The organism is Halobacteriovorax sp. HFRX-2_2, from assembly GCF_043196705.1.
GTDB lineage: Bacteria > Bdellovibrionota > Bacteriovoracia > Bacteriovoracales > Bacteriovoracaceae > Halobacteriovorax_A.
Map to the genome: position 1 here is coordinate 157,558 of NZ_JBEBMT010000003.1, position 20,251 is coordinate 177,808.

Annotated in this window: 16 protein-coding genes; 9 read left to right on the forward strand and 7 right to left on the reverse strand. The window is 36.7% G+C overall.

Annotated elements, in window-relative coordinates; all coding sequences use genetic code 11:
- The first annotated feature begins 1 nt into the window (after position 1).
- From ABMA79_RS11310 to ABMA79_RS11325, 4 genes are all read left to right on the forward strand, one after another.
- Positions 2-1,099, forward strand: a complete 1,098-nt coding sequence (locus ABMA79_RS11310) for a hypothetical protein (RefSeq protein ID WP_393092627.1) — start codon at positions 2-4, stop codon at positions 1,097-1,099.
- Between the two features lie 65 nt (positions 1,100-1,164).
- Positions 1,165-1,584 carry a hypothetical protein gene (locus ABMA79_RS11315; RefSeq protein WP_392860463.1) on the forward strand — a complete coding sequence of 140 codons (420 nt, stop codon included), beginning with the start codon at positions 1,165-1,167 and terminating at the stop codon, positions 1,582-1,584.
- 102 nt (positions 1,585-1,686) lie between these two features.
- Entirely contained in the window at positions 1,687-3,552 is a 1,866-nt protein-coding gene (locus ABMA79_RS11320; protein WP_393092629.1) for a hypothetical protein, read from the forward strand.
- A gap of 111 nt (positions 3,553-3,663) precedes the next feature.
- Positions 3,664-4,884, forward strand: a complete 1,221-nt coding sequence (locus ABMA79_RS11325; RefSeq protein WP_393092631.1) for a hypothetical protein — start codon at positions 3,664-3,666, stop codon at positions 4,882-4,884.
- A gap of 30 nt (positions 4,885-4,914) precedes the next feature.
- Here ABMA79_RS11325 and ABMA79_RS11330 read toward each other — a convergent pair whose 3' ends face one another.
- The 3 genes from ABMA79_RS11330 to ABMA79_RS11340 all read right to left on the reverse strand — a co-directional run bounded on the left by ABMA79_RS11330 (position 4,915) and on the right by ABMA79_RS11340 (position 8,879).
- The gene (locus tag ABMA79_RS11330) at positions 4,915-6,426 is read right to left on the reverse strand and encodes a cytochrome c biogenesis protein (protein ID WP_392860468.1); all 1,512 of its coding nucleotides are present in this window, start codon (positions 6,424-6,426) and stop codon (positions 4,915-4,917) included.
- On the reverse strand, positions 6,423-8,090 hold the full coding sequence (locus ABMA79_RS11335) for a cytochrome c biogenesis protein ResB (protein WP_392860470.1): 1,668 nt from the start codon (positions 8,088-8,090) through the stop codon (positions 6,423-6,425). The genes ABMA79_RS11330 and ABMA79_RS11335 overlap by 4 nt, the downstream gene beginning before the upstream one ends.
- A gap of 84 nt (positions 8,091-8,174) precedes the next feature.
- The gene (locus tag ABMA79_RS11340; RefSeq protein ID WP_393092634.1) at positions 8,175-8,879 is read right to left on the reverse strand and encodes a heparan-alpha-glucosaminide N-acetyltransferase; all 705 of its coding nucleotides are present in this window, start codon (positions 8,877-8,879) and stop codon (positions 8,175-8,177) included.
- Positions 8,880-8,957: 78 nt separating this feature from the next.
- On the opposite strand from ABMA79_RS11340, the gene ABMA79_RS11345 reads away from it, so the two are divergent.
- The 3 genes from ABMA79_RS11345 (at position 8,958) to ABMA79_RS11355 (ending at position 10,473) form a co-directional block, all read left to right on the forward strand.
- Entirely contained in the window at positions 8,958-9,575 is a 618-nt protein-coding gene (locus ABMA79_RS11345) for a hypothetical protein (RefSeq protein WP_392860472.1), read from the forward strand.
- Positions 9,576-9,653: 78 nt separating this feature from the next.
- Positions 9,654-9,956: a cytochrome c gene (locus ABMA79_RS11350; protein WP_021267353.1), complete on the forward strand. Its 303-nt coding sequence runs from the start codon at positions 9,654-9,656 to the stop codon at positions 9,954-9,956.
- A 49-nt stretch (positions 9,957-10,005) separates the two neighbouring features.
- Positions 10,006-10,473, forward strand: a complete 468-nt coding sequence (locus tag ABMA79_RS11355) for a hypothetical protein (protein ID WP_392860474.1) — start codon at positions 10,006-10,008, stop codon at positions 10,471-10,473.
- On the opposite strand, the gene ABMA79_RS11360 is transcribed toward ABMA79_RS11355, so the two are convergent.
- The 3 genes from ABMA79_RS11360 to ABMA79_RS11370 are packed head-to-tail and all read right to left on the reverse strand — an operon-like array spanning position 10,463 to position 16,571.
- Positions 10,463-10,972, reverse strand: a complete 510-nt coding sequence (locus ABMA79_RS11360; RefSeq protein WP_393092637.1) for a hypothetical protein — start codon at positions 10,970-10,972, stop codon at positions 10,463-10,465. The two genes, ABMA79_RS11355 and ABMA79_RS11360, sit on opposite strands and share 11 nt — an antisense overlap.
- Before the next feature lie 22 nt (positions 10,973-10,994).
- Positions 10,995-13,343, reverse strand: a complete 2,349-nt coding sequence (locus ABMA79_RS11365) for a hypothetical protein (RefSeq protein WP_392860478.1) — start codon at positions 13,341-13,343, stop codon at positions 10,995-10,997.
- Between the two features lie 45 nt (positions 13,344-13,388).
- Entirely contained in the window at positions 13,389-16,571 is a 3,183-nt protein-coding gene (locus tag ABMA79_RS11370) for a hypothetical protein (protein WP_393092640.1), read from the reverse strand.
- Between the two features lie 235 nt (positions 16,572-16,806).
- Between ABMA79_RS11370 and ABMA79_RS11375 the strand changes: the two genes are divergently transcribed.
- Complete coding sequence (locus ABMA79_RS11375; protein ID WP_393092643.1) at positions 16,807-18,465, forward strand: hypothetical protein; 1,659 nt, start codon at positions 16,807-16,809, stop codon at positions 18,463-18,465.
- A 22-nt stretch (positions 18,466-18,487) separates the two neighbouring features.
- Positions 18,488-19,285: an undecaprenyl-diphosphate phosphatase gene (locus ABMA79_RS11380; RefSeq protein ID WP_392911749.1), complete on the forward strand. Its 798-nt coding sequence runs from the start codon at positions 18,488-18,490 to the stop codon at positions 19,283-19,285.
- Here ABMA79_RS11380 and ABMA79_RS11385 read toward each other — a convergent pair.
- Complete coding sequence (locus tag ABMA79_RS11385) at positions 19,262-20,248, reverse strand: NAD-dependent epimerase/dehydratase family protein (RefSeq protein ID WP_393092646.1); 987 nt, start codon at positions 20,246-20,248, stop codon at positions 19,262-19,264. The genes ABMA79_RS11380 and ABMA79_RS11385 overlap by 24 nt on opposite strands.
- Between the last annotated feature and the right edge of the window lie 3 nt (positions 20,249-20,251).

Here is a 20,251-nt window from a genome sequence, read left to right on the forward strand (position 1 = left end):
CATGATGAAGAAATATGACCTTTCAAATATTCCAAACTCAATACAGCTATTCATTAGAAAGAGTTGGGAAAAAGGTTTTAGGCTTTGTCTTGTTGGAGGCAATGTTAGAGATTGGTATCTAGGAAAAAAATCAACAGACTTTGACTTTGAGATCAGACACCTTCAAGAAATTGATGGCGAGGCGTGGATTGATTATCTTGCAGAGAACTTCCCCGAGGCCAAGTATATTGGGATGGGAGTGTTTCGTATTAATCTTGGGGAGGCCGAGATTGAGTTTTCTTCAGCACGTCTTGAAGAGTTTAATGATGATATTGGCCATAAGAATTTTACACCCAAGTTTTCAAGTAGCCTATCTTACGAGCAATCATTCAAGCGAAGAGATATAAGAATTAATGCTATTGGTGCGCAGTTTAGTGTTGTCGACGATAAGATTGAAGTTGATATTATTGATCCTTTTGGTGGCCTAAAAGATATTGAAAAAAAAGAAATTAATTATATTAATGCGGACTTCTTTAACGATCCCGTAAGACTTCTTAGAACGATTCGCTTTAGTATCAATACGGGCTTTGCAATAATTGAAGACGAAAATTATGCAAAGTTTGATTTACGAAAAATTTCTCTTCATTACTTAAAGTATGAATCTTCAAAGTGTAAGGACTGTCAGTTATTTGTAGAAACCCTTGTTTCGCTAATTAAACGCCATCAAATTAAGTTACCTCAGGACTTAAGCGAAATTATACTTCTCGATGAGAATTATCTTATTAGTGATATGAATTCGATTGAAGAAGTTGTTCTCTATAATAATGCTGGCTTCAGTGAAGAACTCTATTCATTTTTTGCAATTAAGAAAAATCAATATAAGAAAATTTTAAATTTTATAAATGCTAGAAATGCTCTTCTTGAAAATGATTGTATCGATTTACGAATTGAATTAATCAATGCCATTGTCCGCTTAGAGGATGATAGTCGACTTAAAAACTATGACTTGTTCACAAAGATAAAAAATGAATTAGGTGAGCACCGTTCAAAAGGCTCTAGAAATAAGGCGATTAAGGCCTTGGCCGAAAATATGCTAGGCAAAAAACTCCTAAATAAATAACGCACTAGATTTATCCCCAAACTTTATGCCATAATGTAAGAAGGAAAATCCTTCTTGGAGGAATTATGGTTGACATACATTCAATAATTGCAACTCATAAAAAGAGAGAAGTTGATTCAAGTAAGATCGATGCGAACTCTTTTCCTGCTCCTACGTTCTCAGATATCCCTGATATATTCTTTGATGAGATTCTTGTTAATTATCGCTTAACAAGAGTTGAGATTGTTATTCTAATGTACCTTTATCGTCGTGTTTGGTCGAAGGCCAATCCATATCGTGAACATGGTATCTCTCAATTAATGTCGATGTCTGAAATTGTTGAAAAGCTTCAAATTTCACTCGAAGAAATTCACCAGTCAATTCTTAAGCTTGAAAACTTTGGATTCATTTCTACTATCAGAGTTGGCCAATATTTTGTCAGAAGATTCTTTACCAAAGAAAATGACGAGTATCATGGTCAATATTATGATGACTTTGATGTTTAGTTTTTGTGTCAAACTTAAAAGCCCTGTAAAACCAATATGTTGTATATTCCTTTTTTAAATCATGATATTATGTAGATAAGATTAATTGAATGGAGACAAATTGTGTCAAAGAAGATTGCTTATCTCGGTAAGGACCTTGGTTATTGGGATGACCTACAAAAAGTGTATATCAAAACATATCCAGCTGAAGAAAAAAGTTTTCATCAGATTTCTTATCATGCAAATAATATCAATGAATGTATTTTTGACCTCTTTGAATTGGCCCCTTCGATTATCTATATCGACATAAAAGAAGATGAGGCTCATGGCCACAACTTAGGAATGATTTTAAAAAGAATACACTTCTTTAGAAATACTCCAATAGTTGCAATTGTAAATAACCTCGATGATGTAAAAAAACTTATCTCAATTCATTTCGACTTTGTTTTTGTTAAAGGTATTGAGATTCACGATGTCGTTTATCATCCTTATAAACAACGCTTTCCTGCAGATGCTGTTTCCGCAGAGTTTGCTCTTGCAAAATTAGAGGCCGCTATTAAGCTTAAAGAAATTGCACGTGTAGGCTTCTACGGTTTGAGCACAATGCATATCGAGTGTAATAATAAGCTTGAAGAAGGTAGGCTTGTTGAAGTCGAGCATGCGCTTGATAAGAAGCAAATGGACACAAATTACTTTATCGCTCGTAAGCATGGCCTTGATAATATCTACTATGGCGCTAATGGTTGGTCAGAGTTAGAGTATCTCTTTGTTGATCCAGCAAAGCGCGAGGATGGAAGCTTTAGCCTAAATGTAGAAGACTTAAACGAGAATGAGTTAAATAGAAAGCTTAAGATTGGAAAGACCTTAAAGAGCTGGGTTAATGATAACTCTTCTTATGGATCACAAAAACTCACTAAGCTATTTATGGTTGATCCTCAAATGCATTATTTTAAAACAAATGAAAAACTCATTGATTCATATGACTTTGTTTTTAGAATTAATGAAAGATTTGAGGAAGATTACACATATATTTCACGCCTGAATCCAGACATTGTTATTTACTGCTATCCTGAATTTATTAGTGAGGAAGGCGAGCTTGATGAGGCAAAAGAGAATCAAGATGTTGATCAGATGGCCAATATCGCAAAAAGTATTGAAGAGTTTCATCAGAAGCAGGATGAAGTATTAAAGAGTGCTGTAAGTAATATAAAAAAGCTAGGGGATAATAGCCCTTATTTTATCGTTATTAATTGTGACAGATATACTTCTAAAGAGTTTCAGGAGAGGTTTAATTACCAATTCGCTCTTGTGAATCCGACAATGATTGGGATGAATGTACTTTCTCAAATGGTGCACCAATTACAAGAAAAACGTCTTACAAAAGAAGAACAAGAGTTAAATACAAAGATTGCAGCTCTAAGAAAGAAAGATCCGATGAAGTATGCAAAGCTTAATAAGAGCTATTTTAACCCTCCAAAGTACTTTGTCTCTAAGAAGTCGCCACTAAGTCATGCTTTAATTATTAGGGGTGCTAAATTAGTTGAAATTTCTGAATCGACTTGTTTCTTCTCTTTAGATGAAGAACTTGTTTTAGGGAATTACTACTTAACTCATCCTTTTAATTTTGCAGTAAAGATTATTCCTCAAGAAGGCAATATCTATAAAAAAGAAGGCAATACTTATAAGTACCAGGGCCTAATTCATGCCATTGGTGAAAAAGAGAAAATGCGTCTTCGCCAATTTGTGAATGATATTTATACTCAACATAAGAAAGAGATTCGAGATAAAGAGGCCGCGGAAATGAAAGAGGCCAATGAAAGATTCTTAGAAGAGCAAAGAGTTGCTGCTTTATCTGAAGAGGAAGCCGCTGCTGAGGCCGAAGCACAAGCACAGGCCCTTAAAGAAGAAAAGCTTAAGAATACAGCGCCTGAGAATATGGACCTTTTAAATGATCTTGATGCTGCTATAACTAAGAAATCAGGACAGTAGTCTGAGTAGTTTGTTCAACTAAGTTGCTAAACATTCTCTTCTTTTCTTACATCTTGTGATTTATTTTCCAACTGCCATTAAAATAAAAGGATATTTTCATGGAGGAAGATAATGAGAAATCTAATGCTAGCATTGATGCTATTAGTGTCGAGCAATGTTCTTGCTGCAAACTCAGATAGAATAAATGAGAAATTTAATAACAGATTTTCTTTTGAAAGAGATGATTCTGGAAAACTTATTGCTGTAAGAGATCGTACAATCCGTACAAAATTCAAGTTCAAGGACTATGTTGAGTATATTAAAAACTCAATCTTAAATGAACAGGCCTTGATGTCACAAAGTGGACTTACTGGAAATTATGAAGCTGAAGTAGAAGGACTTTTTGAAACAGGTCATAACTTTCTAGGTAATGATTTTCAAACACAAAAGAATGTTAAAAGAGTTGTGACTTCGATGCGTGCATTTGAAGGTGTTGATTTTGACGCTATTTTTGCTGATAAAGAGTTTAATAACTTAATTGAAGAGTTTGGTTCAAAGATTAAGGATACTTTCTATTATATTGACCCAACGATTATTGCAAAGCCAGATAATGCAACATTTTTCTATCGTAAGAATGTTACTTATAAGGTCGTTAACTGGGCCTTAAATCAAGCTCGTAAGCGTCTATCAACAGTTCCTGCTTTAAATACAGCTTTCTATGTTATTACAGAAACAGAGAAGCTTTTTAGAACGAGACGTTTTTATCACCAAAACCTACTACTGCACTATCTTGAGTTTGCAAGTCCTGTAGAACTTGGCCTGACAAAAGAAGAAGTGGATCTTGTTTATTCTTCAATCTATGAGTCAAGAATTGATTGGATTGCATTCTGGGAATCAAATAGTGCTAAGCTAAACTGGCCAAGATACGGTACAGCTAGCTTCTACTCAAAATTTAGAACGGCAACTAATCGTTTTAGATCATATAAGTCAAAGTATTCATCGGTTGGTGAGAGAATCAATTATGGTTTTCAAGAGGTAACTCTTGATGGTGAAAGAGTGATTGTTAACCTATTTGATGGAAATCACACTTTTGATAAGTCTCCTGCAATCGCTTACTCTTATGATCGTCCAAATCGCGTGAAGAGACTTAGAAGTGTTCTGACGTTAGCAAGTCTAGGTCTAAGCTTTGTTCCGCTTCCTGCAATTATTAAGGACAATGTTGATGGCTTTATTAAGTCTTACTACAAGCAACAACAAATTACTGAGGGAGCTCTAATTGGATTCTTCGAAATGAATGATGACGATTATATGCTTCGAGAAATACGATCACAATATATCAATCCATTTATGTAATAAAAAAGGGCCTCTAAGAGGCCCTTTTTTTTATGCAGCTTTATGATTTGATTTTATAACTGTTAAGATTAGGAAGATCGTTTGAATTGCAAAGAATGTTCCTAAGAAGTATGCTCCACCTTGAGAGAATCCGTATGAGTGAAGTCCAGTTGCAAGGATGTAGTTAACTCCAAACCATGCCATCATAACACTCATAAAGGCCCCTGCTACAAGGACAGAGAAGCTTTTGTTTGTGATCCAATTTGTATACTTTCCGTGAAGGATCGCCATATAGATACATAGAACAATTAGTGACCATGTCTCTTTAGGGTCCCAACCCCAAAATCTTCCCCAAGAGTAATCGGCCCAAACACCACCAAGGATAATCCCTGCCGCAAGCATGATGATTCCGTATTTTAGAGTCGTGTAGATTAGGTCATTGTAGTATGTCTCATCTTCTACTTTGAAGTCTGTAAATGCTCTTTTGAAAAGAATTGTATTTGCTAGAATCCAACTTAGGGCCAGGGCACCGTAAGACATAATGATTGTTGTTACGTGAGTACTTAGCCAGAAGTTATCTCTTAGTACTGGAACAAGAGGACTAATTGATGGCGAAACCATATTAGTCGCAAATGTAATCATCATAAGCGTACATAGGTTGTATGCAAGTCCCATGTAGAGATATGTCTTTTCTTTCTTAAAGTGTCCAATAATCATTGAAAGTAGAAGAGCACCGTATCCTGAGAAGATAACTGTTTCATACATATTTGTAATTGGTGCACGTCCTGAAATATAGACTCTTAAAGTGATATATACTGTTTGAACGATAATCGTTAGCGCTGAAAGACCAAGTGCGATTCCAAACTTCTTAAAAAGAACTAGAGCTGCTAGGCCAATAAGAGTTAGGGCAAAAGCAATTTTTGTCAGCTGTAATTTATCGAATAAGAACTCTGTTAAGTATTTATCACCACTTACTTCGATATAGTCTTTCTTGGCCTTAGCAAAAACATCCTTAAAAGGTGTTGATGAAACTTGTGCTAGTGCATCGACTTTTTCTTTTGTTAAAAAGCTTGTTACTGGCTCCCACGAGATTTCATTGCCCATTCTTACTGGAAGCTGCCAATTGCTTCCATTGATGATGTCTTGATAAAGAGCAATTTTATTAAGCAGCTTATTAAGCTCTTTCTTATAACCTGATTCAACCTTTTCTTTTTGATAGGCCATTCTAATTGTGACGTTCTCATCAATTAAGTCATCAAGTGCCATTGAGCTTTTTCCGCCAAGAAGAGCTTTCGTATTCTTGTGCTCAATTTTAGTTTCTAATTTAAAAGGTGCTTCTAGGCCAAATGCTTTTGAGCTTAGAAGACAAAAAGTACCTACTGATGAGTGACCTTTGGCCTTGTACTTTCCTGTCAGGTGATGAATAACTTCTTTTGAATGAACTGTAAGTGGCTTAATACGCCCATCTTGAAGAATAGGAAGTTTTCCTAACTCATCATTACAAAAGTTAACGTTAGCAAGTGTACTTGTTGCGATAAGTAGACTTAGTAGAATCTTAATCATTTCTTGTCTCCTAATTGGTCACCATCTGCTACTTCAAGACCTAAAAGGTCCTTCGTCTTTCTCTTAGGGCGATAATTTAGATAATAGTGCCATAGAGAACCTAAGACGAGTAGGAGTGAGCCTAGGTATTTAATCCAGCGTCCTTGATCTAGGTTTACTGATAGGGTTGAGCTATATTGTCCTGTTTCAGGATCTTGTGAGTATGAGGCCTGGTAGAATGTGAAGCCATCATACTTAAGAGGGTTGTTCATATAGACATGATATGGAGTTGTGTCACCATCTGTGAATAGATTCACAAAACTCTCATAACTTGCAGGACGATTCGTTCCAGGGTCTTTATCCATTTTAAAACGTGTTAGTGTGAATTCAAATGGTAGAAGAAATGATCTCTTCGTTAAGTAGACATTTGTCTTAACACCATCAATCAGTACTGAGACTGGCTTATCATCTGTTAGCCAATATTCTTTATCTCTTACATGAATTTTTGCTGCTCTTGTTATCCCTCTAACAAGTCCACCGTTTTGTTGAATTGGTAGAGTTGACTCAGGTACCATTGTTGGAACTAGGTTCTTTTCATTGCGAACTAATTTAAGTGTGAATCCCATCCAAGGAAGTGACATTAGACCTTGGTTATCAAAATTCTGGCTAACCCACTTGTCGGCATCTTTATCAAAGAAAGAAGCTGAGTCTCCAAAGAGAAATAGGTTTGGTTTTTCTTTAAAAAGATTCTTAGAAAATACTCTGATTGGAGCATTCATTGCAGGCTTTAGATTTTGGTCAAGGGCCCAAGGACTTAGGTCTGGTAGAAATGAGTAAACATTTTCTCCGTCTTTAATAACGAAGAATCGTTTATTCGTTGCTGTCTCTTCAACCTTGATATTCTTCTCTTCTGCAGTGTAACACTGTGACGTTCTCGAGTCCCAAAGGATTAGGCCACTGTCACTTGGTGTTGAAAAACATGGAGCAAGAGTTTTAGGTAGGTAAGTAATACTTAAAAGACCCATGCTTAGAGAAGCTTGAAAATCAAATGCTTCAGGATGGAGACTTAATGTGAAGTCTTGGGCCACGTTATCATTTGAAATGATATAGCTAGATGAGTGCATATTATCAGAATCATTAACACTATCTTTGGCCGGTAACCACTGCATGACCTTGTCTGCAAATGGAATATATTCTTTAATTTCAATTTCTTTGTAAGTAACGCCAATATTGCTATCAAATGCGCTATAAGGAAGAGGTAGAACAGCTCTTGTGTTTTCGTCTGGACGCGTGATCTCAATAACATCTTCGTTAAGGACAACTTGTCTTGTTGGAGTCATTGGCTGAAGGTGGATCGTTCCATCAATTCCTGCAATATATGTGACAAATGAACCAATACCAATAATGATAAGGCCTGCGTGAATTGTATAGAAACCGTAGAGTCTTTTCTTTAGTGGCAACCTTATAAGTGCTGCAAATAGAATACTTAATCCCATAAAGAATTGGATGGCCATGAACCACCACGTTTTATAGATAAGTCTTCCTACGAAGTCTGTTCCGTAATAACTTTCAACGAATGTTCCTACAATCATTGCAAGTGAGAATAGTGAAATAATAAAAACTGCGAATTTCATTGAGCCAATTGAACGCTCAAAGTACTTGTAATTGAACTTGTTACTTACCATTGCTTTTTAGCCTTTTTCCTTTGCTAAATTAAATAGCATAGTTGGTAAAGAGAGGCTATGGATTTCAAAAAGTTTTCAAAAACCTTACAAAAGTGGCGCACCTTTTATGATCTTGTACGCAATATAAACAATTGAGTAGAGAAATAGTTGGTGAGTGACATAGATAAGAAATGAATGCTTTCCTAGGAACTGCGTAAAGCGTATTAGACGCCACTGTGGGTAATCGATTTTATGCCAGCCTAGGTGAAAGAATGTTATTCCCAACATTGAAACAGCGGCCCATGGGAAGACTGCAATAAAGTCTAACGATGCGTGACTCATCTCTGGAAATGGGATGGCGTAAGGGGTCATTTCAAGTGCTAGAATGACTATGGCCAACGCCGCACTAGGCCATGGTTTCTTTCTTAGGGGAGTAATTAGTAATGTTGTAAAGAAGATACAATGTAGTGTTCCAAAGTAGATCCAATTTTTTGGAAACATAAAATATGTTGAGACACTTATGATAATGGCCGCAATCCCAATTTTTGCCTGGCGAATGAGGTATGGGCGTGGGTGAATCTTTCCAGGGTGGGCCATGCATATTGAAACACCTACTGAGAACATAAAAAGAGTTACAATAAGGCGTGGGAGGTAGTACCAAAAACCAGGCCTAAAGAATTCAACATCCACAAATCCGAAGACATCAAGATCATATGTAAAGTGAAAGATAATCATTAAAATGACTGCTATGCCTCTTGTGAGGTCGATTAGATGATATCTCTTTTTTACTGTCTGCGAATCTTGTGTCATCTCTAAATGATAGCATAATCTCTTAATTTATGGTCAAAAGTATTCAAAGCTGTTAATTTGATTCCTATAAAAAGGTGGATGATGACAATATCAAATAAAGCACAAGAGCTTCTTCGTGATCTCGATACTGCACAATATTCTCAATATATTTCAGCAAGCTTCTTTGATGCAAGTTTTATGGCAAATGAAGAAGATGCGCTAAGAAAGAAGGCCCTTATTTATAGTGCCTTGACGATCGTTAAGAAAGTTGGGCCTAGCGCCTTATTTGTAATGACTTTTAGAGAAGCGGAAAGTTTCTTAAGAGATAGTGCTGCCCAACATAGTTGGCCAGGAGTTTTAGACTTAAAAAAGTGGTTTGAAACGATCTTACAAGAAATTCAGAAAGAGTTTTTTGAAAATGCCCTTATGAATAATAAAATAGAAGTTCTCAATTGGGAAAAATTGGACCTAAAAGAACGTCTTTTGAAAATGGCCTCACTTATTGAAAATGTGAATGCGACTCTGGAGAGTTATAATTTAGGTCAAATTCAATTATTTAGCATAGAAGAAAATGAGGTCTGTGTTGATAATGGCCTAGCTTTTGGTGGACTGCGTCAGCTACAGGCCGATAGCTTAAAAGAGATGATCTATGATTGTATTGCTAAGTATATGAACTTTAGCTTTCAATCTCAGCGTATAAAATTAGTTGCGCAGTGATGTATAAGCAGTTAATATTAGATAGCTATACGGTAAAGAAAATTAACAAAAAATAGATTTTATAAAAGAGGAACTAGAATGAAGTTAACGGCCCTTGCACTTATCACACTAGGTATTTTTTCAATGAATACTGCTCACGCTCAAAGCGCGGCCAAAGGTAAGACTCTATACTCACGTTGTATTTCATGTCACGGTGATAATGGAGAAGGAAAGAAGTCGATGAACGCTCCTCGTATTGCGGGACAATACGACTGGTATATTTACTCATCACTTGTTCAGTTTAAAACTGGTGAAAGAAAGAACCCAGATATGTTACCATTTATTAAAGGTCTGAACGATTCAGACTTTAAAGATCTTGCTGCTTATATCTCTACGCTATAATTGTAGAAAGATCTCAGTTTTTTACAATATTATTTACTAGGAAGGAATCATGGTAAAGGCCATTCAATTAGGCGAACTAAGTTTTGAGTCAGTTACATCTCAAAAGAAAGTAAAAGACGTTTACGATTACAACGTTGAGGCATTCTCTGATAGTCCAGATTTTAAGTGGACATTAGATGATATTAAGAAAGAATTGTCAGATGGTTGGCAACTCTATTCAGTAAAACTATCTGAAGAAATTATCGCAGCGGCCTTCGTGAAGAAGGAAGGTGATAAGCTTCTTTGTAAGAATACATCAATCAAGATGCAACATAGTGGAAGTGGTTTTTCTCACAGAATCATGGACTTCTTTGAGCAAGCAGCTAAAGAGTTTGATGTGAAGGAAATTGTTCACTATTGTTCAATTGATAATTTCAGACAATACTCACTAAATGAGAGCCATGGTTATGAAAAGACGGCACGTCGTCTTGGAAATAACGGTCACACGACAGAGTGGATCAAGCCGGTTAGTAAGTAGTTGCAGGATAATGTCTTGTACTTAGGGGAGACTCGTAGCGAGTCTTTCCCCAGCTTTTTTCAATTCTTCCCGTTTTATTATCAATAATTGCTGTGAATGATTGCGGCATTCCATTCACGTCACGATTAACAATATAAATACTCTTATCAGTAATCTTAAGTCTTTTTACGATTTCAAATTCACTATTTGCTAGAATCGGTAGATTCTTTTTTACTTTTTTAATAACGGCGATATCCTCTTTCGTTAACTCCTGAGCAACATTGGCCAGGGAATTATTTGTGCTTGATTCATCTTTAGGAAGACCTGCTGTTGGTACAGAAGCAATCTTTCGAGAGTGGTGCTTATGTCCGTGATGATGCTTTCGTGCTTTGTAGCGCTTTTCGTTCTTACCACTTGTGGAAGAGTATTCTTTAGAATTAGATTTTCCTTCATTCTGATATGAAGAAATAATAAAAAGTGCTGCTAAAGAGATACTACAAAATAGTAAAAACTTTTTCATTAAGGCCTTCTTTTGATTAAGTTTATTGCTCAACCGTAAAGTTAATATTTAAAATGCTAAAAGGTTCTTCACCTGCAAATTCAAAGTCTTTAAAGTCATCATAATTAGTACTAGTTAGATCGTGGTAACAATCTTCACAGTTTGCAAATGTCATACGTAGACGACATGATACTTCTGTTCCTAGTGGGATATTTTTATTGATCTCAAAGAACATAATATTCGAGTCTGTAAATAGAGGAGCTCCTTGCTCTGCTTGCATTGTCTCTTGCCAATTAGACTTAGGTGCCATGAAAGGAATGTTTTGAACATTCGTACTTGGGATGGCCTTTACAAAGCAATTATTTAAATCGTCTTGTGTGCGATCTTCACCTTGTCCTAAGCAGTCTTTTTCTAGCAGTCCAATATCAGACTTCATTCTCTTTAAGAATTCATGCTGATTAAGAAGTTTCGTGCTCGTACCGTCATTATATGTAAGCATACAAACAGGCATGATTCTTCCAGTGTCGTTATAATTTGTTTCTGTTAATGGATCACAAGTCTTTCCACCTTGTGAAATCGAAGGGTAGCCATCACTTAAATTTGAACATGGTACACCGTCTTGCATATGCGCCCAGTCCGATGCTAGGACTCTTGTTCCTGCCATGATAGAGCTTGAGTTATTGTAGACGCTAACAAATAGACCGACGATCTCTCCTGGTGAAACCTTACCGTTTCCATTGTTATATCTTGCATCGACTGTTGTTACTTCACCTACATCCATTTGGTTTTGAATTGTTTGATATACTGACGAGCGGATATCAAATACACTTAATGATGAGTATGAAGAGCGTGTGTCTTTAACAAGAAGATTTTTGTTAATTAACTCTGTCTTCTTACGATTAAGTGGATTAACTGTGATATTTGTCGTTGAAATAGAATTCAAGTTATTATTATAAGTTCTAAAAAGTAGTAATCCGTATGAGTCGAATAATTGCTCTAAGTTATCCTTAGAAAAGTTTTGGTATGTACATAGGTTGTACTGGCTATTTGTAATATTGTAGACATTTCTTGCTAGTGATTGAGAAAAGCGTCTGAAGTTAATTGGGTTTACTGATTTTAGCCACTCTTTAGCAAAATCCTGATCAAGATTGATTTGTCCCGTCAGTCCATCTTTTGCTTGTGCTGATAAGTCTCCTAATTCTCCAAGTGACTCGACAAGAGCGTAGAAAACAAGTTTCTTAGCGCCGTCAATATTACCTGTACAGCGATTGCTAAGTTCTTTTGTTAGGGCAACTAGAAGGTGACTGATGATCTGTCCATCAACGTGGATATCGTCAACACGAGCTTCTGTACTATAAACATCGTATCCTAGGTATTCTGGATAACTGAGTCTTGAGTCTTCATCAGTTGAGATCCCTGCAATATGCATTGAATCGTCTTCTGAGATAGGGCGTGAAGCATTTGCGAATTTTCCTAATCCCCATTCTCCCATATGTTCTCTGTTGTTAGTGAAGTATGAGAAGTAATCGGCAATCCCTTCATTAATCGAGTATGCCTCATCGTGGCCAAAGTAACCAAGAGCTGACTCTTCAAGACAGACTGGGTTTTGAGTATTTAAACAAAATGCTGCATTAAAGGCCCTGTTTCTGTGGTTCATTAGACGATCAACAATAGCATGACCAAATTCGTGATAAATAACAGAAGGGTCTTGGGCCATCTTGATATTTTGATAACCAGGAATATAACCTAATTTGATTAGGAAGTTACTTGGATCAAAGCTGGCGTTCTTTCTAAGGCTTGCATCGGCATGAACGACAAGCTTGGCTTTGTTGGAAGCATTCCAATAGGCCTTGTGTAAATCTGTATTTGTTGGCACTGACGTGTCGTAAGAGACCTGATTAAGGCGATCAAAGACATATGTTGTAACGTCACCTAGGTATGTATCGATGACTTTTGCTGTATGATAAAAAGCATTGATTTGTAGGAACTCTGTCGTTGTAACAGGAAATGCCCACTTTCTTGATTCATTTTGAAATGCCGAAACTCCGGCATCTTCCGTTACTTCTAAGCAGTCACCAATTAGCGAGCAAGATTTTGTTAAGTACTCATTACTTGTAATATAAATAGGTGAGCGAGTGATGAGTGTTGAGAGGTCTGTATTCTCATCTGCTGCGTAATCGCTAAGAACGAGGGGATTGGCCGTTAAGACACGTCCGTAATTTGCTGATACTGTATCTTGAGTGTTACTTAAAGCTGATCCGCCAGAGCCCTCTCGTGATGAAGAGGCCTGATCGACCACACATGAAGTTGCAAGGATACTGATACACCCTAAAGTCCCTAGTGTATGAAGTAATTCTTTTTTATTTTTAACTATACGTACCGCAAATTTCAATTAGGCCTCCCATGCCCTTGAATCAATATATTCTATTCTATCGAGTTACTGAATCATTCCATCTGACGCTAAGTCACGATCGATCTTTTCAATAAGCCCTGGAATAAATCCTTTTTGGCCATATTGAGATCCATTAATGGCCGCACAAGCTGTTCCACTATATTTCTCACCAATACGGTTCCATTCACTTTGAAGTCCTGGAGAGCTAATTTGAGTAATGATTTTCGCCTCGTAAGCAACTCCTAAAGCAACTAGCTTATCTTTTTCAAAGTCTTTTCTTTCTCTTGTAATACACTCTTCTTTTGCTGTATCAGCTTTTCCATCACATAGTTTACCAACATACTTGTCACGTCCTGATGAAAGCATCTTACAAAGTCCTTTACCTTCATAATCTCCACTAATCTCAGAGGCCCTATTTTTTAGAGACTGAATTTGCTGAGCGATGATTAGGTTCTTGTCAGAGATTGCCTTAAGTGCATCATCTCCAATCTGAGTGTCATCGTTAATGAAGTTTTCAATATCTTCTTTATACTTACTTTCTTCTTCTGAAAGATTGTCCGTAAGTTTCGTCGTTAGAGAAGTGATTAGCTGATCATCATTTTGCCCACTGTTTGAACAAGCGCTTTGTAGTTGAGCAAGAGACTTACCACTATTTGTTGAATCTTTTGATTCACCATCTGATGGAATACTTCCTTCTGCCGATGCACTTGCACATAGTTTCTTATACTCAGAAATCTGTTCAAAGATTAGAGTACTTGAAGAACCACCATTCATTGCCATTTGAAGAGGTGATTGCCCTCCTGATTGTGCTTGAAGGATAGAAGCAATTTCTGTTGCATCTGAGTATAGGTCACTTGCATTATTGTCACCTGTACAACCAGGTCCTGGGCTTGAGTCTTGTAGACCTTTTAGCTTGTAGCAGAACTCAACTTGTTGTTGTGATGCTTCAGCTGCTTTTTCTGCACCTTCTTTCGCGGCCTTTTGTGCTGCTTGGTTTCTGTCATTAATAGCTGTCGCACAATTTGAAACGAATTCTTGCCATTTTCCTCTTTCTTCTTGAAGACTTTGGTTAATCTTTTCAACTTGTGAAGCTAGGTGAGTGTTCTGATTCTCAAACCACTTGTTAAGATCAGCTCTCATGCTTGCACTATTACCATTCATTCCTGCTAGTAGGTCACGCATAAAGGCTTCAGGATCTTTCTCTAGTAGGATACCTTTTGTTTCTGCTTCATCCATTGGTTGATCAAGGTCTTGAAGTTTACCAAATGTAAGACCTGAAGAAGCAGGAATACCATATGCTCTTGCCATTTCTGGAGTTAGGTTAGGGAACATATTCTTGTAAGCATGATCCGAAACCTTTTGCATATGAGCTTGCATTTGTGCCATTAGGGCCTTTGCTTTGTCTTCATATTGTTGCATTTGAGCATTATAAGTATCTGCTTTTTGCTTAAGTTCTGCTGTCTTTGCATTCACAAGTGTCTCTGTAAAAGTAGCACATGTGTTTACATTGTCAGAACAAGCTGCAGCTTGAGTTACACAAAATGATTTGCTTGATGTTTCATATACATCTGGCCCACACTTGCTAAGCTCAACTGCATTACCATTACAGTTGTAAATTAGCTCATCGATCTCGGCCATGATACTTCCGTCGCCTTCTGAGGCAAGAGTTCTCTTTGTTAGAGACTGAAGTTTCTTAGCTTCTGCTTTTAGAGCTTTTGCTTCTGCACGGTATGTTTCTAGTTTTGCCACATCACCAGCTGGCTTTAGATCTCCATTGAAGATGGCAACACATTCATTCTTAATATCGCTATAGTATTCCTTAGCTGATTTTGTCACACTATTTCCACTGCTGTTAGAAACAGTGATTCTAATATCATTATTGTTAAATGAGTTCGCAACACTATCTAGAGAAGAGAGAGATGTTGGATCAGAGAATGCATTAGATGCTGCTCTTTTAAACGATGAAAGCGTGTCACCTTGGTTTCCAAGCTTAACATTATCAAATGAGTTTACTGCCTGATTAATTGGAGTCGAGTAGGCAGCAGCATTCTTTCCAGTCATACAGTCAATAATAAATTTTTCTTTGTATGAATCTTCTGATTTTGAAGCTAGACGATCAACTTTAATTAAGAAACTTGGATCATCAAACTTTGGAAGGTCAGCATCACTAACACCTAGGCTTGAAAGCATTGTTTGTACTTTCTTAAGTTTAGCTGTTGTATTTTGAGCTGCAAAAGTTCTTGCTGATGAAAATAGGTTAGCAAATTGAGTTCCTTTAAAAAGGTCTTCTCTTAGAGCTTCATCGTAACCACCTGTCGCAAGTCTTTGAGCAACTTTTTTCTTATCAGATTCAATTTGATTTCTCATTGTGATAAGAGAGCTTCCTCTAAAACGTTTTGCCTTACGGTCATCACTACTCATTCTATCTTTTAGGCCAACAAGTCCACCTTGCTTCTTAATGATTTTATTTACATCATATGCTTCCACACATGAAGCTGGCATAATTTTATTAAAGTCAGTATTAATGAAATCCTGACTTACATTATTTCCACCACCATTAAGTAGAGCGTGAACTTCTTTGATCTTAATTCTATTTTTCTTTTGAATTTCTGCTACTTTCTTAAGTTCTGCTTCGAATTGCTCAATCATGCGATCATACTGAGAAGTCATTGAAGCAAAGTTATCTTGAATACTCTTCATTCCATCCTCAATACATTGAGAACCAACATATGGAGGAGTATTTCTTGGTTTTAGAAAGCTTGTGTATTCATTTAAAATATTTTGTCCAAACTCTAGTGCTTGCTCAGGAATCTTAAGATTCCCACCAATGCTACAGGCCCCATTTGGTGCAAGAATTGGCTCTGGTGCAAGAGGACAGTTAAAAGCAGGGTGCATTCTTCTTGACTGAAGTTTCTGTTGAGCATCGGCCTTTGATTTGTTGAAGGCCTGAAGTGCTTGGATCTCAGTGTTTGATAGACGTCCTTGGTTGTACATTTGTTGAGAGATATCCCCAATCATGTTTAGTCCACCAATAACAGTCTTCATTCCTGAACCAGATGTGAACTCTGACCAAGACTCACCATTTTTCTTAAAAGCGAATGCGCTCATCGGAATAGATGAGTGAATAAGTGTTAACGCCATTACGCTGACTTTAACTTTTTTGAAAGAGGAACCTGTTCCTTTCTTTCTTAAGTTATTTTGCTCTTTGGCCTTCGTTAATCTTTTCACTTTACTTCCCCTGTCAATTCAATGCTTTATACTTATCGACATTTTAGTAATTTTCTTTATTTTATTAATGAATTGATGCTTGACCTAATGAATTGGTTAAATAAATACTCAAGGGTGCAAATAAGTCGCTGATTTTATGTGATGGAACATGAGATTTCATGGTGTTAAAATACTTCTATAATTGAGAATATTTAAAATTTGAGTGCCAAAAATAGTGGCCGTTGGTTGATTATCTATGACGTTTTATACAAATCGCTACCTAAGAATTACTGCTACCATTATCGATTTATGCCTTTGCTTATTTATAAGTTATGGGCTTTTGGGTAGTGAGTTTATTTTATCTATTACAAATGCAATCTTTAATATTAAAAATCTTGGTGCTTCAATCCAACATCTTTATGTCTACTTGATTACATACTTTCTCTATGTATTCTATTGCTCATTATTCTTTAGTATCACACTCGGCCAATATGTTTGTGGTGTTAGACTTGCAGCGGGCTCGGCCATACAAAAAAGATTAGGTGCCATCATGCGCTTGATCTTATTACCAGTGCGACTCATTTTGGATATATTTGCAAGAGGGGTGGAGTCACCAATAAGTGTGAAGCTTACGGCCTCGAGAATTACTTATAAATCAAAAGTATTATCTTACTTAGTTGCTACAATAATTTGTGTTGTTTCGATTGGGCTCACGCCATTTAGTGCCCTCATGTATAAGCAGCAATTATTTAGTAATCAATTTGTGGATTTTGGTCTAAAGACTTTTGTGGAAGGAGAGATTACTGATTTTGAATCGTTCACCGAAATTGGTTCCACAAGTCTAGGTTTTTCAAGTTTTACCAATTTAGATAATTCAAGATTTACCATAAGGCCTAGCTTTGAAATTAGAAAGGTCGATTCAAAAACGATCTATCGTCCATTAATATCAATTTGGGATACGAAACTTAAAAATAAGGGTATCTTTAAAATTTCATCACGCTTTGATCTTTATTCACTTGTAAAGGTCGCTCGTGATAACTTATTTCTTTTTGATCTATATTATCCTGAGTTGAGTATGGTGCTAGAATTGTCAAAAAGGGGAGATGATGATCTTTATTACCTAAGTAGTAGAGCAAGTCTTGAGCTTTTTGAACTGATCTCAAATGCATTTCTCGTCAATTATAAGAGTATTCCTAGGCTCATTTTAAAAGGGCATTTTCAATTTCTTCCTTATCTACAGCTTAAAATTGAACTAGAGAAATTACTTGAAATTACCAATGATAACTATATCGACTTTATTAAAAGCGGTGAAAATATTCTCATAAGGAAGAAAGACTATTCAGGTGAAAATATTATTTACCGTGAAACTTTCTTTAGCCTCTCCCTTTTAAAGCCTGTTGTATATAAGAGCATTTGGGACCGAAATCTTGATAATGATAAGGCCCAAACAGCTTTCGCAAATACACTTTTCTTTAAAGCGAGATGGGGAGAAAAGGTAAATGAACGACTACAAACTTGGGTAAAGGATGGGATCTTTAATCCACTTGCCGGCTTTGATCTCATCTCAAATAAAACAGATATTAAGTTTACTCGCGACTATACAAGAGGACTGGAAAACTTTCTTGTTGAGTACTATAAGATGGATGCTAAGAAGGCATTGGAATCACAAAATGAAGACTATATCGCTAGTGTTCGTTCGGCCTTACAGCGCTTTAGTCTGGTTTTTCAATTGGCCATGGACAAAAATAAGAATTCTTATTCGAAGGCGACAATTAAAGGTTTTAATGACATCCTTCTTGCTCTAAAATTAAAAGATATTAAATTGCTTTCACAAGACAATGAAAAGAAGGCATTAAAGAAGTCTCCACGAAAGGGGACACGTTCTAAAAAGAGTAAGCGCAAACGCAAGCGTTAAAAGTAACAAAGGAAGTTGAGAGATGACATTATGGATGGCAGTCGTCTATGGAATAATTCAAGGGCTAACAGAGTTTTTACCGGTTTCTAGCTCAGGGCATCTCGCACTTCTACCATTTATCTACGATTTTAAAGATCCAGGTATCTTCTTTGATCTTGCCATGCACGTTGGTACGGCGTTGGCCGTAGGGATCTATTTCTTTAATGATGTGAAAAGAATTGTAAAAAATGCTGTGCTATTTCTGATTCCCGGTAAGAGCTGCGATAACTTCACTAAGAACTTTCTCATTGCAACATTCTTTACAGGATTCTTTGCACTAATTTTAAAATCAACTGCTGAAAATTATGGGCGTAACGAAGTCTTTATTGCTTTTAACTTGGCCTTTTTTGGAATTCTTCTCTTTATTTCAGATCGAATTGGAAAAACAAATAAGAATATGGAAGGTTTTAGGGCCTCTTCTTCAATTGTGATTGGCCTCTCGCAAGTTCTTGCTATTTTTCCAGGAGTTTCACGCTCAGGGATTACGATTACAGCAGCGAGGTTCTTAGGGCTATCAAAGGAAGATGCTTCTTCTTTCTCTTTCCTACTATCACTACCTTTAATTTTTGCGGCCTTTTTACTTAAAACATACAACCTTATGGGCAACCCGCAAGGAGCACAATTTGATATGCTAAGTTGTGTTGTGGGCGTTATCGTTTCATTTGTCGTAGGACTTGCCACAATTCACTTCTTTATGAAGTTAATTAAGCGTATCCAATTTGGCTATTTCTTAATCTACCGACTTGTTCTCAGTGCTTTAGTTTTTTATCTTCTCAATTGATTCTTCAATTGAAATTTTAGGAGAGTAGCCAAAGTCTTTTAGAGCATTGTCGTGCTTAAAGTAATGTGAGGTTCCCATTTGTAAGGCCACAAATCTTGTCATGGCCGGTTGTCCCTCATACTTGCCAATTAACTTGTAAATGAACTCACAAATGGCTCCAATAAGATAAACTAGCTTCAATGAAACTTTCTTCGTTAATGGTGCAACACCTTTTGCCATTAAGATTTCATTGATAAAGTGCCATAGGTTTACCGGGCGTTCTTGGCCAATGAAATAGGCCTTCCCTTGATTCTTTGCTTCTTGAATAAGTTCCTTAAAGGCCATAACGTGTGCTAGTGAAGCATTTTCAACATAGTTGATGTCCACAAGATTATTGCCTTGGCCTATAATCTTTAGGCGGCCACTCTTAGCTCTCTCGACTAATGTAGGAATGATATTCTTGTCTCTTTCACCGTAAATAAGGTGTGGACGAATTGCTGTGGTTAGTAGTTGTCTCGAGCTTGCTTCATTTGCTTCTAAGACAAGCCTTTCTGCCACTGACTTTGTTCTGGCATATTCGTTTAAATAGATCTCTGGGTATGCAAGGGATTCGTCACCATTTTTTATCTCTTCTTTTCCAAAGACAACACTAGGTGTACTTGTGTAGACCAGGTACTTAACGCCAGCTTCCTTCATTGCTCTTAGAAGGTTTTTTGTCCCGTCGATATTGATTCTTTCAAAATCTTCTTTCTTGCCCCACATACCGACTTTTCCAGCAACATGAAAAACAGCATCAATACCTGTAAGGGCATCTTTGATATCTTGAAAATTTGTTAAATCACCTTGATGTGTTCTGATTCCAAGTTCCTCGACCTCACTTGTGTGACGTCTTGAGAAATTGATAACCTCATGGCCTTCGCCTAGAAGGTCTTTCGCAATATGATGGCCAAGAAAGCCAGTTACACCAGTGACGAGAATTTTCATATT

What these genes read in the sequence shown, in the direction of transcription:
- ABMA79_RS11310 (WP_393092627.1), top strand. Translation starts at nt 2, where the DNA reads ATGATGAAGAAATATGACCTTTCAAATATTCCAAACTCAATACAGCTA.
- ABMA79_RS11315 (WP_392860463.1), top strand. Translation starts at nt 1,165, where the DNA reads ATGGTTGACATACATTCAATAATTGCAACTCATAAAAAGAGAGAAGTT.
- ABMA79_RS11325 (WP_393092631.1), top strand. Translation starts at nt 3,664, where the DNA reads ATGAGAAATCTAATGCTAGCATTGATGCTATTAGTGTCGAGCAATGTT.
- ABMA79_RS11330 (WP_392860468.1), bottom strand. Translation starts at nt 6,426, where the DNA reads ATGATTAAGATTCTACTAAGTCTACTTATCGCAACAAGTACACTTGCT.
- ABMA79_RS11335 (WP_392860470.1), bottom strand. Translation starts at nt 8,090, where the DNA reads ATGGTAAGTAACAAGTTCAATTACAAGTACTTTGAGCGTTCAATTGGC.
- ABMA79_RS11340 (WP_393092634.1), bottom strand. Translation starts at nt 8,879, where the DNA reads ATGACACAAGATTCGCAGACAGTAAAAAAGAGATATCATCTAATCGAC.
- ABMA79_RS11345 (WP_392860472.1), top strand. Translation starts at nt 8,958, where the DNA reads ATGATGACAATATCAAATAAAGCACAAGAGCTTCTTCGTGATCTCGAT.
- ABMA79_RS11350 (WP_021267353.1), top strand. Translation starts at nt 9,654, where the DNA reads ATGAAGTTAACGGCCCTTGCACTTATCACACTAGGTATTTTTTCAATG.
- ABMA79_RS11355 (WP_392860474.1), top strand. Translation starts at nt 10,006, where the DNA reads ATGGTAAAGGCCATTCAATTAGGCGAACTAAGTTTTGAGTCAGTTACA.
- ABMA79_RS11360 (WP_393092637.1), bottom strand. Translation starts at nt 10,972, where the DNA reads ATGAAAAAGTTTTTACTATTTTGTAGTATCTCTTTAGCAGCACTTTTT.
- ABMA79_RS11375 (WP_393092643.1), top strand. Translation starts at nt 16,807, where the DNA reads ATGACGTTTTATACAAATCGCTACCTAAGAATTACTGCTACCATTATC.
- ABMA79_RS11380 (WP_392911749.1), top strand. Translation starts at nt 18,488, where the DNA reads ATGACATTATGGATGGCAGTCGTCTATGGAATAATTCAAGGGCTAACA.
- ABMA79_RS11385 (WP_393092646.1), bottom strand. Translation starts at nt 20,248, where the DNA reads ATGAAAATTCTCGTCACTGGTGTAACTGGCTTTCTTGGCCATCATATT.